This window comes from Streptomyces sp. NPDC054770 (assembly GCF_053611985.1).
This window is the reverse complement of the sequence record NZ_JBSHBL010000114.1, coordinates 1-14,647: the sequence shown is the minus strand read 5'-3', so window position 1 is coordinate 14,647 and position 14,647 is coordinate 1. Positions and strand designations below refer to the sequence as shown.

Below are 14,647 nucleotides of genomic sequence, written 5' to 3'. Positions count from 1 at the left end.
TCAAACAGGGGCAATACGCACCGGGATCAGCGGGTCCTGACCGCCCGGCGCGTCCCGCGGGGACCGCCGGGATCAGCGGGAGGCCCGGGAGGCCCGGGACGCGCCGGCTCAGAACGGGTGGATGCCGACCGGTGTCGCGGGCGGCGGGCCGTAGCCTTCGGCGATCCGCTGGTGGTAGGTGGCGCGGTCGATGACCTCGAGCCCGACGATCTCCCAGGCCGGCAGACCGGCGGTCTGGCGGTGCTCGCCCCACAGGCGCAGGGCGACGGCGGCGGCGTCGTGGAGGTCGCGGGCCTCTTCCCAGTAGCGGATCTCGGCGTGGTCGCAGGCGTAGCGGCTGGTGAGGAGGAAGGGATGGTCGTGGGCCAGTTGTTCGAGTCCGCGGCGCAGTTCCGGCAGGGGGACCTCGGCACCGCAGACGCTGAGGGTGACGTGCCACAGGCGGGGCAGGTCCTTCGGCTCCTCGTAGGTGTCCCCGGCCGCGACGCTCGTCAGAGCACCGCGGGAGGCCGCAGCCCCAGGGCGCACTCGTCTCACGACGGCCTCCTTCAGCTGTGCTCGTGCGGAACGTGGTCCTGAGACAAAGTTGAGCAGGCCGCAAGGGTTCGTGTGGCGGTTTTACGGAACGTCCCCCACCGGGGTCCGTCGTTACGCCCCGTTTTACGGGTGCAGGATCACCAGGTCGTCCCTGTGTACGACCTCGCGTTCGTACGCCGGGCCCAGCTCGCGCGCCAGCTCCCTGGTCGAACGCCCGATCAGCTGGGGGATCTCCTTGGCGTCGAAGCTGACGAGCCCGCGGGCCACCGCGCGCCCTCCGGTGTCGCGCAGCTCGACCGGGTCGCCGGCGGCGAAGTCGCCCTCCACGGCGGCGATCCCGGCCGGCAGCAGCGATTTGCGGCCGTCGACGACCGCGCGGACGGCGCCGTCGTCGAGGGTGAGCGAGCCCTGCGGGGTCGAGGCGTGCTGAAGCCACAGAAGGCGGTCTGCGGACCGTTTGCCGGTGGGGTGGAAGTAGGTGCCGGTGTCGCCGCCGGAGAGCGCCTCGGTGGCGTGCACGGCGCTGGTGAGGACCACCGCGATGCCCGCGGCGGCGGCGATCCGGGCGGCCTCCACCTTGGTGACCATCCCGCCGGTGCCGACGCCCGCCTTCCCGGCACTGCCGATCTCGACGCCCGCGAGGTCCTCCGGCCCCTTCACTTCCGCTATCCGCGAGGTGCCGGGCCTGCTGGGGTCGCCGTCGTAGACGCCGTCGATGTCGGAGAGGAGGACCAGCAGGTCGGCGTGGACGAGGTGGGCGACGAGGGCGGCGAGGCGGTCGTTGTCGCCGAAGCGGATCTCGTCGGTGGCGACGGTGTCGTTCTCGTTGACGACCGGCAGCGCGCCCATCGCCAGCAGCTTGTCGAGGGTGCGGGAGGCGTTGCGGTGGTGGGCCCGGCGGCTCATGTCGTCGGAGGTGAGCAGGACCTGTCCGACGCGGACGGCGTAGCGGGCGAAGGAGGCGGTGTAGCGGGCGACGAGCAGCCCCTGGCCGACGCTGGCGGCGGCCTGCTGGCGGGCCAGGTCCCGGGGACGGCGGCGCAGGCCGAGCGGGGCGAGTCCGGCGGCGATGGCTCCGGAGGAGACGAGGACGATCTCCTTCTCCCCGCCGCTGCGGCTCTTGGCGAGGACGTCGACGAGCGCGTCGACGCGGTCGGCGTCCAGGCCGCCGGAGGCGGTGGTCAGCGAGGAGGAGCCCACCTTGACGACGATCCTGCGGGCCTCGCCGACGGCCTGCCTAGCCCTTGCCACGTCCTGTCCCCACTTCCTTGCGCGTGGCAGCAATCTACGCGAAGGGGATGTATGCGGGAGGCGTCCGTCCAGCCCCCGGACAGCGACACGGACAACGGCATCCGCAGCGACAGCCGCGGACGTCGAGTGATCGCTCGATCACGCCCCGCTCATGGCAAAAAGGTTGCACGGACTGCTTATAGAAATTGAAGCAAACGCAAAGTTAATTTGAAGTTTGTGTCATCTAAAGTTCGCACCGTGAAGCGCATCCTCCTCAGGTCGGGGAAGAGTCCCTACGACGTCGTCACCGTCGAAGAGGCTCTGCACCGGGACGTCATCGCCACCAATTCAGGCAACCTGATCTTCAGCGATGCCGCCCACAAGATCCTCGAGACGCCGGGCACCGAGGTCGTCTCCAACGGCATGCCCTCCGAGGCCTCCGCCGCCGCCCGCATCAACAAGGAGTACGACGCCTTCGTCATCCCGCTGGCCAACGCCTTCCGGCCGTCCTTCGAGAGCTCCTTGAAGCGGATGACCCGGCTGATCTCGAAGCTGAAGATCCCGGTGGTCGTGCTCGGCGTCGGTGCGCAGAGCGGGGTGAGCTACAACCCGGAACGGCTCAAGCGGATGGAACCGACCGTGCGGGAGTTCTGCGCGGCCGTTCTGGAGCGCAGCGCGTCGATCGGCGTACGGGGCGAGTTCACCGAGCAGTACCTGAAGGACATGGGCTTCAAGGACGTCGAGGTCATCGGCTGCCCTTCGCTGTTCATGCACGGCGAGCGACTCCCGGTGCACAAGAAGGCGCTGGAGTTGACGCCGGAATCGCGGATCGCGATCAACGGCTCGCACAGTGCCGTACGCACCCAGGGCCTGGACCGGATCATCACACGCACCCACGAGAGCTATCCGAACCTGCGTTTCGTCGGCCAGAACCTCAGTGACGCACGGCAGTTGCACTGGCGGGACCTGTCGGACCCCAACGCCGCGGTGACCGCGATACCGACCCACCCGGACCATCCGATGTTCCGCGAGGACAAGGTGCGGGTCTACGTCGACCCGATCACCTGGATCGACGATCTGCGCTCCTTCGACTTCTCTTTCGGTTCGCGCATCCACGGCAACATCGCGGCGCTGCTGGCCGGCGTGCCGGCCACCGTGCTGTGCGGTGACTCGCGAACGCTGGAACTGTGCCGTTACTTCGAGATTCCGCACCGGCGGCTGGACCAGGCGGTGAAGGACCCCGAGTCGGCGGATCCGGCGAAGCTGTACGCGGAGGCCGACTTCGGCGGACTGGTCGGCGGTCACCAGGAGCGCTTCGAACGGTTCACCGGGTTCCTCGAAAGGAACGGGCTGGAGAACACCTTCACGCACGGCGACGGCGGAGCGGCCTTCGAGGAGCGGATGCGGGCACTGGCGTTCCCGCCGGGAATCCGTCCCTGGAACGACGCGGACATCGCCTCGCTCACCTCGCGGTTCGGCTGGCTGCACAACCGTATCGACGAGCTGACGCTGGACAACGCCCGGCTGGAGAAGCTGGCGCGGGCCGGGGCGCGCGCCGCCAAGTCGGTCGCCGCCCCGCAGCCGGCCTCGGTCTACCGGCGGGCCCGGCGGGCCGTGGGCAAGCCGATCCGGCGGGCGCTGGGGTCGGGCGGGTAGCCGCGCGGGGCGGTGGCCGCGTCAGGCGGCCGCCGCCTTCACGTCCCGGGTCGGCAGCGACCGCCTCAACTTGCGCATCGCGCGCCGCAGGAAGGTGTTGGCGGCCTCCTCGCGGTAGCCCGGGACGGCGCGGGCCTCGCGGGGTTCGGCGAGATAGATCCAGTCGGGGACGCCGGCCGCCTTGGAACGGAAGTGCGGGTAGCCGAGGTAGACGTGGGTGCCGCGCTTCTCCAGGATCACGATGGGCTTCTTCTTGGCCCTCAGGAACTCGACGACATCCACGAGGAGCTCGGGGCGCCGGACGGCGACCAGGTGCAGCTGAAGCCGCTCGTGGACCTTGAGGCGGCGGGCCACCTCGGGGTTCCAGTGCGCGTCCATCAGCGGCTTGACGAGCTCCATCTTGTGCCGGCGTACCTCGTCGGTGTCCTTGAGGAACTTGGGGCCGAACTGTGGGAGCAGCGTGACCTTGAACGGCCGGACCATGAGGTTGTCGCGCCGCGCCCCGGCCGGGACCATCTCGGCGATCAGGTTCATCAGGGCGCGCGCCGAGTCGAAGCGGAGGGTGTAACTGCCGCTCTTGGTGACGTGTTTGCCGTCCTCGCGGCCCACGAGGTAGTAGCAGGGGTAGTCGGCGACCACGGAGACGCCGTCTGCGCGCAGATAGGCCTCCATGGTGAACAGCGCGTCCTCGCCGGTCCACAGGGACTCGTCGAACCGCATGCTGTGCTGTTCCAGCAGGGCACGGCGGAAGAGTTTCTGGGCGCTGAGCGCGAACTTTATGTTGGAGGAGAAGACGTCGGTACGGCCGACGGTCTTGCCCCACATCGACTGCGGTGCCTTGCGGTTGATCCCCTCGACCTTGCCGAGGACGACGTCGGTGCCGTTCTTGTCGGCCATCGCGACCATGCGTTCCAGCGCCTCGGGGCCGAGCCGGTCGTCGGCGTCCAGGAAGAACACGAAGCGGCCGGCGGCTTTGGCGAGGCCGACGTTGCGCGGGCCGCTGGGGCCGCCGGAGTTCTCCTGGCGGATCACGGTCACCGGCATGGCGACACGGGCCGCGAACTCCTCCAGGTACTCCCCCGTGCCGTCGGTGGATCCGTCGTCGACGGCGATGACCTCCATGCGGGCCGGGCCGAGGGTCTGGCGCTCGACGGACGCCAGGCACTCGACCAGGTACGGCATCGCTTCGTACGCCCCGATGATCACGGTCACATCAGGCTGCGCGACGACGGTCACGTTTTCCCCCTAGTCAATGGTGCGTTCCCCCTGCGTCACCTCGGACGCAATGTCTTAGATGACCGATCGACGCAACAGGTTGCCTTGGAGTACTCACTCAGTGGTCCAGCTCACATGACGAACGGACAGCCGGGTGGTGTACAGCGGGTTTCATCGGACAGTACGGACGCGCGGTAAGAGGCGCTCAACGCAGACCGCGAAGCACGAGTAAGAAGAAAACCGCGCATTACTAAGCAGAGGTAAGAGAATGCGGGCGCGTCGGTGAAACCGCGTCGGTGAAAGTCGGTGAAACCCGAACGGGCTCGGTCCCGGGGAGATCCCCGGGACCGAGCCCGTTCACGGTGTCGGCGGGCGTCAGCCGGCGGTCGCGCCCTCCGCCTCGCCGGCGGCCGTCCGCGGCTTTCCGCCGGGCAGCGCCTCGGCGAGTTCGGCCGCCTCGGGCTCGCCGGCCGCGATCCGGGCCTCCTGGCCCAGGTTGCGGGTCTCGGCCTTGCGGGCGAGCGCGGCCACCGCGTCGTTGAACTGCTCGATGGAGGTCGGCTCGTCCGGTCCGAGCAGGTAGTGCTTGAGTTCGTCCCGGTCCGCGGCCAGCGGGTCGGCCGACGGGTCGCGTACGGCGTCCAGGAGGCCGCCGAGTTCCTTGGCGCTGTTGGAGAGGATCACGGCGGCGCGCACGGCGGTGTTGGCCCGTTTGAACTCCTCCACGCCGACGCCTGCGGAGTCGGTGACGGCGTACGGCTTGCCGCTGGCGATGAAGTCGGAGACCACGCTGGAGATGTCGGAGACCATCGCGTCGGAGACGTTGAAGCAGTCGTACAGGCGGGGTTCGGCGCCCGTGATGACGGCGTGCCGGTACGACGGCAGGGCCTGCCAGTAGAAGTCGTTCCATTCGGCGCGCAGCCGGGCGACCTCTTCGTGCCTGTTCAGGTCGACGATGCCGTCCCGGCTGGCCTCGGCCTCGTCACGCTTGTCGTTGCCGATGCCTGCCAGCTCGGCCAGGCGGGTCTCGATGCGGGTCAGTTCGGCCTTCGCCGCCGCCTGGGCGGCCGTGTCGGCGGTGAACCGGGCATCGGTGGCGCGGGCGGCCGCGGCCTGCTCGACGAGAGCGGTGACGCGCCGGTGGGCGGCGCCGGCCTCGGCGCTGACGGTGCCGGTGAAGGGGTGCGGCTTGTATAGGACGCGGACCGGCGGGTCGGCCTTGACCAGCTTCTTCACGATGTTCTCGCCGGCGAGCACGAGGGAGGTGTTTCCGGGGTCGCCGTCCCAGCCCTCCCAGGTGGGCGCGTAGAGCACGGTGGGGATGCGGTCGTCGGGGACGCCCTGCCAGCTCTGGATGGGGGCCAGCTGGGGGCGGCCGACCTCGACGATGTCGTCGTCGCGGACGCCGACGTCGGCGATGGCGTAGCGGTCGCGGCCCGCGCGGCCGGCGGTCCACACCTCGTCGTACGCCTTGCTGAACGGGTTGACGCTGGCCAGCTTGTCGCTGTCGCCATGGCCGATGAAGACGTGCTTCATGGTGGGGACGCGCAGCAGGTGGATGTTCTTGCCGACGTTGGCCGCGTAGAGGGCGACGCGGACCGTGGAGAGGTCCAGGTTCATCAGGTGCACGCCGCCGGGCACGCAGATGACGGGGACGCTGGTCGGGGCGAGGCTCTGCAGGATGACCCGCTCGCGCAGCAGGATCAGCGGGCGGGACTCCAGCTCTTCCATGGTCTCCAGCCACATGTTGACCTGGTAGGCGGAGTCCTTGGAGCCGGAGAAGTACAGCACGGTCCCGGGCTGGTAGTCGGCCAGCCAGTCGTCGACGGCGGCCAGCACGGTGTCGGCGGCCGGCGGGGTCTTGCGGCCTCGCACGTAAGGCATCAGCACCAGTACGTAGAGGCAGCCCAGGGCGAGGGTGATCCCGATGCCGACGAATCCGGCGATCACGTTGTCCGTCGCCGCCGAGATCAGCAGGCCGACGACGGCGGCGAGGTCGAGGTGGAGCATCTTCTCGGCGGAGCGGTCGAGCAGGCCGCGCGGCGGGGCGTCCGGGATGCGGATGCGGGACTTCAGGTCGACGTTGCGGGTGGCGACCGGCATCCGGCGGCGGTTGCGGATCAGGGTGACCACTGCGCCGTGCGGGGCCTGCAAGCCGTAGAAGGCGATGAAGCAGGCGACCGCGCCGTAGAAGACCAGGCCGTTCGAGAGGTTCATCCGGGCCAGCAGCAGGATCAGCAGCAGCTGCCGGATCAGGAAGCGGATCGACAGGCCGGCCCGGACCTTGCTCAGGCGGTTGACGAGGTAGCTGCCTTTGCGGTGCAGGTAGTGGTCCGCCAGGTACGTGACGGCGGCCGCGGCCGCGAAGGCGTAGACGCTCGGGACGAGCGCGGCGACCATGAGGACCGGGAAGCCCAGGATCATGAGTGCCGCCGCGGCCAGCTCGGCCGCGCTGCCCACCCGGGCGACGCGAATAGCGGTGGATATCACGGAGAACCTTTTGCTGACAAAAAGGCCTGAATTTGACCTTGCGGACGATCGGGGAAGTGGCCGATCTGGGGTTTTTACGGGTTCAGGCCCCTGTGAATGCTCAGCGAACGCGCGCGCAACCACAGAGGCCTGAATTACAGATGACTAATGACTGTCGATTATGCCACGCCGTCCTGTCGGTCCAGGACACTGGCCAGGGCCTGCTCGAAGCCGGAGGCCTGGCCGGCGGACGCCGTCGGGTCCTGCTGGCGGACGTCGATGACATGGCCGGTGAGTTCGGACAGCAGCACGTCGAGGGAGGTGCGGGCGACGGCTTCGGAGGAGAGCAGGGAGCCCGTCGGTTCCTGACCGAACGCCTTGGTGCGCATCGGGGTGGCGGTGCGCTCGGGGTTGATGCAGTTGACGCGGACGGCGTCGCCGGCCCACTCGTCGGACAGTGCCTGGGTGAGGTTCACCATGGCGGCCTTGGTCGAGGAGTAGAGGCTGTACTCGGCGCGGCCGCGGGTGTAGCTGCTGGAGGTGTAGAGCAGCAGCTGGCCCTTGGTCTCGGCGAGGTACTTGTAGCTGGAGCGGGCGATCTGCACCGGGGCCAGGTAGTTGACCTTCAGCGCCTCTTCGATGGTGGCGTTGTCGGTCTCGGCGAGCTTGCCGATGCGCAGCACGCCCGCGGTGTTGACGACGTAGTCGATGCGGCCGGTCTCGGCGTACGCCTTGGAGAGCGCGTCGTCGACCTCTTCGGGGTTCTCCACGTGGGTGCCGGTGGTGGAGCGGCCGAGGGCGTAGACGTTCGCGCCGTAGGACTCGGCGAGTTCGGCGATGTCCTTGCCGATGCCGTACGAGCCGCCGAAGATCACCGCGGTCTTGCCGGTGAGCAGCTCGCGGTAGGCCTCTTCGCCGTTCTGCTCGGGGGCGGCGGTGGAGGCGAGCTGGAAGAGCTTGTCGGCGATGAAGACGTCGACGGGCTGGGTGACCTTCATGTTGTACTCGTCGCCGGCGACGACGTGGATCGGCACGTCGGGCAGGTACTTGAGGACGACGGAGCAGTCGTCGGTGGCCTGGAAGTTGGGGTCGCCGGCGGCGACCTCGTAGGCCCGCCTGATCGTGGACAGCTTGAACGCCTGCGGGGTCTGGCCGCGGCGCAGCCGGGAGCGGTCCGGGATCTCGGTGATGAATTCGCCGTCTCCGCCGTGGGTGCGGGTGACGATGATGGTGTCGGCGGACGGAATGGCGACGTCGACGGCCTGGTAGCGCTCCAGAGCGGTCACGCAGTCGTCGATGACGCGCTGCGACAGCAGGGGGCGCACGGCGTCATGGAAGAGGACGTTGGCGTCCTCGCCCTCGGCCAGGCCCTCGCCGAGCGCCTGGATGGCGCGCTCGGTGGTCTCGTTGCGTGTGTTGCCGCCCTCGATGATCTTCTTGACCTTGGCGAGCCCGGCCTTGGCGACGATCTTCTCGACGTCCGGGACGTAGCCCGGTGCCATCAGCACGATGATGTCGTCGATCGAGTCGGCCTTCTCGAAGGTGGCCAGGGTGTGCTCGATGACGGCCTTGCCGGCGATCTTCAGCAACTGCTTCGGGATCGACAGACCCACCCGCTGGCCGGTGCCACCGGCCAGGATCACTGCGGTGGTTCGGGGCTTGGCTATGTGCTGGGACACAGGCGACCTACCTTGGGGCATCAGGGAACCAGGAAATGGTCCCACTTCCGGTAACCGCTGTGCAAGGTGAGCGCAGTCCGCTGCATATGTGCCCGCAACCTTTCATTCACCTTGCGTCGCTGCTGATGGGCGCCGCCCGTCGGGCCACTGGAAGAGTTCCGTGGATTTGCTGTGAGTAACTACACAGCCCATTCTGATTGCTGTGCGTGACACAGAGTACGCCTCAGTAGTGCTACGCCGTGACACGGGGACGGCTTAGCAGGGCTAAGCCGTCCCTCCGTCCCGGTGTCTCACCCTCGCCGCAGCCTCTTCAGACATCGATGCCCGAGGACTCGTACGAGTTCCTTGGACGACGTCTGGTGCACGGTGCGGGACTTCGGTTCGGCGGTGTGGCGTACCGGTGCCGCGGCCGCCGCGGCGAGCGCTCCGTAGAGTGCCTGGGCGGCGACCTCGGGGGCGATGCGGGCCTCGGCGGCGGGCGGTCCCGGCTGCGCGGGGATGGCAGGCAGGGCGTGGAGCAGGGTGGGGTCACCGATGACGCGGACACCCATGGCGCCGATGCGTTCCACCATCTCGGCGCCGATACGGCCAGCGGCCTCGACGGCCCAGCCGGGGGTGGAGATCTTCACGTCGGCGGCGGTGGGACTGCACGAGTTCTTCATATGCATGACCGCGCCGTTGCGGACGAGCTTGGAATACAGCTCGTCCGGGAGTCCATTGCCGCGGAATTCCACGTTGAGCTTTCGCAGCATTTCGGTCTCGGCGAAGGTGAGGGAGCGGTTCGCCGTGTCCGGGACCGGCTGGAGGAGATTTTCGGGGAGTCCGAGGAGGGCTTCGAAGGTGCGCATCAGGCCGTCGCGGTCCCGGTCGTCGACCACGACGACGGTGATCCGGTCGGCGCCGGCCGCGCGGACCCAGCGTTCGACAAGGCGGTCGTGGCGGTGCCGGTGCCAGAAGCTGGGGTTGGGCTTCTCGTAGGGGGCCTTGCGCAGCATGTGCTCCAGCCAGTCCTCGTAGCCCATGCGCAGTCCGTTCTGCACGTACTGCTGCCACTGCGAGGGCATGATCCTGGCGAGCGGGCGGAGGGTGACGAGGACGTGGACGCGTTCGCCGCCGAGCTGGTCGACGATGCGGGCGGCGGTCTCGTCGTCGGGGGCGTCGGCGAAGAACTCGCTGCTGATCACCGAGGTGCGGGAACCGGTGGCCTCGACCTGCTTGAGCAGCCGCGTCCAGTGCTTCTCGGTGGGCACGATGTCGCCCATCATCGCGGGCCGGGCGCAGGCGGCGAGGGCGGCTTCCATCGGGTGCCGGGTGGTCGCCGGGAACTCCACACCGTGTCCGGGCAGCTGGTCCTTCGCGGCGAACAGGGCGCCCTGGATGGCCGTGGTCCCCGTCTTGTGCGGGCCTATGTGCAGCAGGCGGGTGCCGGCGGGCAGGGCGGCAAGGGGACCGGTGGGGCCCATGGGGTCCGCGGGGGCGTTGTTCACCGGTGCTTGGCCTCTCGTACAGTCCGTCTCCATGGTTAACGGAAGGTAAGACGTTTACCTTAGGTTCACCTGAGAGGAGCCTGGGACACAGATGAGTCCCAGGCTCCTGTTACACAGACTTGACTTTCGAGGCGCCCGGTTCGTGCGTCACACGACCTGTACGCCCGGTTCATCCGTCTCGACACGCAGGGTGGCGAGCGTGCTCGCGGTGGCGTGCGGCTCGACGACGGTGTCGACGACCCGCACGCGCGCGTCGATGCCGTCGCGGCGGATGTCGAAGAGGTGGTAGCCGCGGTGGGCGTCGATGACCTTCCAGTGCGGGTTGTCGGCCGTCAGCGGGTCCCACTGGGTGTGGAAGGCGGCCTGGTCCTGGTCGCCGTTGCTGGAGATGGAGGTGCCGACGAACTCGGCGCCGACGACGTCCGAGGACGGGTCCGCGAAGTCCTTCTTCAGGTCGCTGATCATGGTGAGATGGCGGTCGCCGCTGAGCACGACGGCGTTGCGGATCGAGGCGAACTCGTCGAGCAGGGCGTTGCGTTCGACCTGGTAGCCGTCCCAGGCGTCGTAGTACCAGAGCTTTCCGTCGCCGGGCAGGATGTCGGTCTCGGCCATCATGATCTGCGAGGCGATCAGGTTCCAGCGGGCCGGCGAGTCGTGCAGCCCGTCGAGCAGCCACTGTTTCTGCTCGGCGCCGAGCATGGTGAGGGAGGGGTCCTCGGCGGCGGTCTGGCTGGTGACCTGGTCGCTGCGGAACTGGCGGGTGTCGAGGACGTTGAGCCGGGCGAGGCGGCCGAACTCCAGGCGGCGGTACATCCGGATGTGCGGCCCGTCGGGGATCGCGGTGGCGCGGACCGGCATGTGCTCGTAGTAGGCCTGGAAGGCGGCGGTGAGCCGGGCGACGAACGCGTCGTGGGACTGCTTGCCCGGGTCCTGGGGGACCTGGCCGGCCCAGTCGTTGTCGACCTCGTGGTCGTCGAAGGTGACCACCCAGGGCGCGTTCGCGTGCATGGCGGCGAGGTCGGGATCGCTGCGGTACTGGGCGTAGCGGTTGCGGTACTGCACCAGGGTGTACGGCTCGCCGGTGCCCTCGTGGCGGCGGGGGCCCGCGGAGGACGGCGTGGACTCGTAGATGTAGTCGCCGACGAAGAGGACGATGTCGGGGTCCTGGGCGAGCATGTCGGCGTACGGGGTGAAGTAGCCGTGCTGCCAGTTCTGGCAGGAGGCGAGGGCCACCCGCAGGGAGCCGCCCCTGGTGTGCGGGTGGGGGGCGGTGCGGGTGCGGCCGGTCGGGGAGATCCTGCCGCCGGCGCGGAAGCGGTACCAGTAGGAGCGGTCGGGGCGCAGTCCTCGTACGTCCACGTGAACGCTGTGCCCGTACTCGGGCCGGGCGTGGGCGGTGCCGTGGCGGACGACCTTGCGGAGGCGCTCGTCCTCGGCGATCTCCCATTCGACGGGGACGATCTCGTCGGGCATGCCGCCGCCGTTCAAGGGGTCGGGGGCGAGCCGGGTCCAGAGCACGATGCCGTCGGGCAGCGGGTCGCCGGAGGCGATGCCGAGGCTGAACACGCCGTCGGGCAGCGGGGTTTCGGCGGCTCGGGCGGTGGTGGGCAGCCAGAGCTGGGCGGATGCGGCGGCTCCGAGGACGGCGGCACCGGCGGTCAGAAAGCGGCGTCGGTCGGGCGTTGGTGCTCCGGTCATGCGCGGACTCCCTTGCCACAGTGGCCTCTTGGACGGTCTGGCCTTCGGAAGCTCCCACGGCCGGACGGTCCGTCCGCCGAACGCGGGCGTGCGTGCGCATGACAACTAGGTGGACAACGGAAAACCCGTCGCGGCCGGGAACAGGTCCTGGCTGCGACGGGTCTGACGGCAGATCAGCGCTCCCGGAACGGAGGGATCGCCGACGGCCTTACCGCTCGGAACTACGTGAAACTACTTGAGATCACTCGAACGGGTCGAAGTCGCCGTACTCCCGCAGGGACTCGTCCCGTTCGGCCTCCCGGTCGCGGCGGCGCTGTACGGCGGGCCGCTGCTCCTCGAAGCGGTGGTCCTCGCCGCGGCGGCCGAGCATCTCGGCGCCGGACATCATGGAGGGCTCCCAGTCGAAGACGACGGCGTTGTCCTCGGGGCCGATGGCGACGCCGTCGCCCGAGCGTGCGCCCGCCTTCATCAGTTCCTGTTCCACGCCGAGGCGGTTGAGGCGGTCGGCGAGGTAGCCGACGGCCTCGTCGTTGTTGAAGTCGGTCTGGCGGACCCAGCGTTCGGGCTTCTCGCCGCGCACCCGGAAGAGCCCGTCGTCCTCCTGGGTGACGGTGAAGCCGGCGTCGTCCACGGCCTTGGGCCGGATGACGATCCGGGTCGCCTCCTCCTTGGGCTTGGCCGCGCGGGCCTGGCCGACCATGTCGCCGAGCGCGAACGTCAGCTCGCGCAGGCCCAGGTGGGCGACCGCGGACACCTCGAAGACGCGGTAGCCGCGGGCCTCCAGGTCGGGGCGGACCATCTCGGCGAGGTCCTTGCCGTCGGGGACGTCGATCTTGTTGAGGACGACGATCCGGGGCCGGTCGCCGAGGCCGCCGTACTGCTTGAGCTCCTCCTCGATGACGTCGAGGTCGGAGACGGGGTCGCGCTCGGACTCCAGGGTCGCGGTGTCGAGGACGTGCACGAGGACGCTGCACCGCTCGACGTGGCGCAGGAACTCAAGGCCGAGGCCCCGGCCCTGGCTGGCGCCGGGGATGAGTCCGGGCACGTCGGCGATGGTGTAGACGGTGGAACCGGCGGTCACCACACCGAGGTTGGGGACCAGGGTGGTGAACGGGTAGTCGGCGATCTTCGGCTTGGCCGCCGACAGCACCGAGATCAGCGAGGACTTGCCGGCGCTCGGGTAGCCGACCAGGGCCACGTCCGCGACGGTCTTCAGCTCCAGGACGATGTCCCCGAGGTCCCCGGGCACGCCGAGCAGCGCGAAGCCGGGGGCCTTGCGGCGGGCGCTGGCGAGGGCCGCGTTGCCGAGGCCGCCGCGGCCGCCCTGGGCGGCGACGTAGGAGGTGCCGTGGCCGACGAGGTCGGCGAGGACATTGCCGGCCTTGTCGAGGACGACGGTGCCGTCCGGGACCGGCAGGACGAGGTCCTGGCCGTCCTTGCCGGCCCGGTTGCCGCCCTCGCCGGGCTTGCCGTTGGTGGCCTTGCGGTGCGGGGAGTGGTGGTAGTCGAGCAGGGTCGTCACGGACTGGTCGACGGTCAGGATGACGTCGCCGCCGCGGCCGCCGTTGCCGCCGTCGGGGCCGCCGAGCGGCTTGAACTTCTCCCGGTGAACGGAGGCGCAGCCGTGGCCTCCGTTACCCGCGGCGATGTGCAGCTCGACGCGGTCCACGAAGGTGGTCATGGTGCAGTGCCTCCAGATACTTACGGGGTAATACCTATGTCAACACGCGAAAGGCGGACCCGCCTTCCCGATCGGGAAGTGAGGTCCGCCTCGCGAAACGTTCGGTCTGGGCCCTGAGAAATCAGGCTCAGGCGACCGGGACGATGTTCACGACCTTGCGGCCACGGTGGGTGCCGAACTGCACCGAACCGGCCTGCAGCGCGAACAGCGTGTCGTCGCCGCCACGGCCGACGCCCGCACCCGGGTGGAAGTGGGTGCCACGCTGGCGGACCAGGATCTCGCCCGCGTTGACGACCTGACCGCCGAAGCGCTTCACGCCGAGGCGCTGAGCGTTGGAGTCACGACCGTTACGGGTGGACGATGCGCCCTTCTTGTGTGCCATCTCTCCTCAGTCCCTTACTTCGCAGCCGCGGGGATCTCAGTGACCTTGATCGCCGTGTACTGCTGGCGGTGGCCCTGACGACGGCGGTAGCCGGTCTTGTTCTTGTAGCGAAGGATGTCGATCTTGACGCCCTTGTGGTGGTCCACGACCTCGGCCTGGACCTTGATGCCGGCCAGGACCCACGGGTCGCTGGTCACAGCGTCGCCGTCGACAACGAGCAGGGTCGAGAGCTCGACCGTGTCGCCAACCTTGGCAGTGGAAATCTTGTCAACCTCAACGATGTCGCCGACAGCAACCTTGTGCTGGCGACCACCGCTGCGCACGATGGCGTACACGCGGATCTCACTCTCTCGCTCGGGAACGGCACCCCCGCAGTCCAGCCGCCCGGCGAACGCGAGCGGCCTCTCCAGAACACCGTGTGCTCCGGAGGAAGAGGTTTACGGGGATGTGGCACGTCCTCATATCCATGGACACGCCGACGGTCAAGGTTACGGGGCGGTGGCCGAGGGGGTCAAACCGGGCCCCGGGGTGTGTGGGGCCGGTCACTCGGACCGGGTCCCGAAAGGCGCGGGGCCGGTCACGTGGACCGGCCCCCCGCCCCGGCGTCAGCCCA

The 14,647-nt window shown here is 69.1% G+C and carries 11 protein-coding genes; 1 reads left to right on the top strand and 10 read right to left on the bottom strand.

The features are described from left to right. Window positions 1-108 precede the first annotated feature (108 nt). Together ACWGKQ_RS47950 and proB are read right to left on the bottom strand one after the other, a co-directional pair. On the bottom strand, window positions 109-537 hold the full coding sequence (locus tag ACWGKQ_RS47950; protein WP_046733220.1) for a hypothetical protein: 429 nt from the start codon (window positions 535-537) through the stop codon (window positions 109-111). A gap of 123 nt (window positions 538-660) precedes the next feature. Continuing rightward, window positions 661-1,788: a glutamate 5-kinase gene (proB, locus tag ACWGKQ_RS47945; RefSeq protein ID WP_453298418.1), complete on the bottom strand. Its 1,128-nt coding sequence runs from the start codon at window positions 1,786-1,788 to the stop codon at window positions 661-663. A 237-nt stretch (window positions 1,789-2,025) separates the two neighbouring features. Here proB and ACWGKQ_RS47940 point away from each other — a divergent pair, with 237 nt between their 5' ends. Next, window positions 2,026-3,423 carry a polysaccharide pyruvyl transferase family protein gene (locus ACWGKQ_RS47940; protein WP_453298417.1) on the top strand — a complete coding sequence of 466 codons (1,398 nt, stop codon included), beginning with the start codon at window positions 2,026-2,028 and terminating at the stop codon, window positions 3,421-3,423. A 21-nt stretch (window positions 3,424-3,444) separates the two neighbouring features. Here the strand turns inward: ACWGKQ_RS47940 and ACWGKQ_RS47935 are convergent, their stop codons facing one another. The 8 genes from ACWGKQ_RS47935 to rplU form a co-directional block, all read right to left on the bottom strand. Continuing rightward, the gene (locus ACWGKQ_RS47935; RefSeq protein ID WP_453298416.1) at window positions 3,445-4,659 is read right to left on the bottom strand and encodes a glycosyltransferase family 2 protein; all 1,215 of its coding nucleotides are present in this window, start codon (window positions 4,657-4,659) and stop codon (window positions 3,445-3,447) included. Window positions 4,660-5,013: 354 nt separating this feature from the next. Beyond that, a complete protein-coding gene (locus tag ACWGKQ_RS47930; RefSeq protein ID WP_453298415.1) occupies window positions 5,014-7,128 on the bottom strand; it encodes a hypothetical protein in 2,115 nt (704 codons plus the stop codon). Between the two features lie 158 nt (window positions 7,129-7,286). After that, window positions 7,287-8,786: a D-ribitol-5-phosphate cytidylyltransferase gene (locus tag ACWGKQ_RS47925; protein WP_453298414.1), complete on the bottom strand. Its 1,500-nt coding sequence runs from the start codon at window positions 8,784-8,786 to the stop codon at window positions 7,287-7,289. 290 nt (window positions 8,787-9,076) lie between these two features. After that, window positions 9,077-10,306: a hypothetical protein gene (locus ACWGKQ_RS47920; protein WP_453298413.1), complete on the bottom strand. Its 1,230-nt coding sequence runs from the start codon at window positions 10,304-10,306 to the stop codon at window positions 9,077-9,079. Window positions 10,307-10,420: 114 nt separating this feature from the next. Further along, window positions 10,421-11,971, bottom strand: coding sequence for an alkaline phosphatase D family protein (locus ACWGKQ_RS47915; RefSeq protein ID WP_453298412.1), 1,551 nt, complete (start codon window positions 11,969-11,971; stop codon window positions 10,421-10,423). A gap of 241 nt (window positions 11,972-12,212) precedes the next feature. Then, window positions 12,213-13,652 (bottom strand): GTPase ObgE, encoded by a 1,440-nt coding sequence (obgE, locus tag ACWGKQ_RS47910; protein ID WP_453298411.1) that lies wholly within the window; start codon window positions 13,650-13,652, stop codon window positions 12,213-12,215. 127 nt (window positions 13,653-13,779) lie between these two features. After that, window positions 13,780-14,034, bottom strand: a complete 255-nt coding sequence (gene rpmA / locus ACWGKQ_RS47905; RefSeq protein WP_010041940.1) for a 50S ribosomal protein L27 — start codon at window positions 14,032-14,034, stop codon at window positions 13,780-13,782. 14 nt (window positions 14,035-14,048) lie between these two features. Next, a complete protein-coding gene (gene rplU / locus ACWGKQ_RS47900) occupies window positions 14,049-14,369 on the bottom strand; it encodes a 50S ribosomal protein L21 (protein ID WP_007381993.1) in 321 nt (106 codons plus the stop codon). Between the last annotated feature and the right edge of the window lie 278 nt (window positions 14,370-14,647).

Excerpts from the sequence above, each read along its gene's own strand:
- ACWGKQ_RS47920 (WP_453298413.1), bottom strand. The coding sequence starts at position 10,306 with ATGGAGACGGACTGTACGAGAGGCCAAGCACCGGTGAACAACGCCCCC.
- ACWGKQ_RS47915 (WP_453298412.1), bottom strand. The coding sequence starts at position 11,971 with ATGACCGGAGCACCAACGCCCGACCGACGCCGCTTTCTGACCGCCGGT.
- obgE (WP_453298411.1), bottom strand. The coding sequence starts at position 13,652 with ATGACCACCTTCGTGGACCGCGTCGAGCTGCACATCGCCGCGGGTAAC.
- rpmA (WP_010041940.1), bottom strand. The coding sequence starts at position 14,034 with ATGGCACACAAGAAGGGCGCATCGTCCACCCGTAACGGTCGTGACTCC.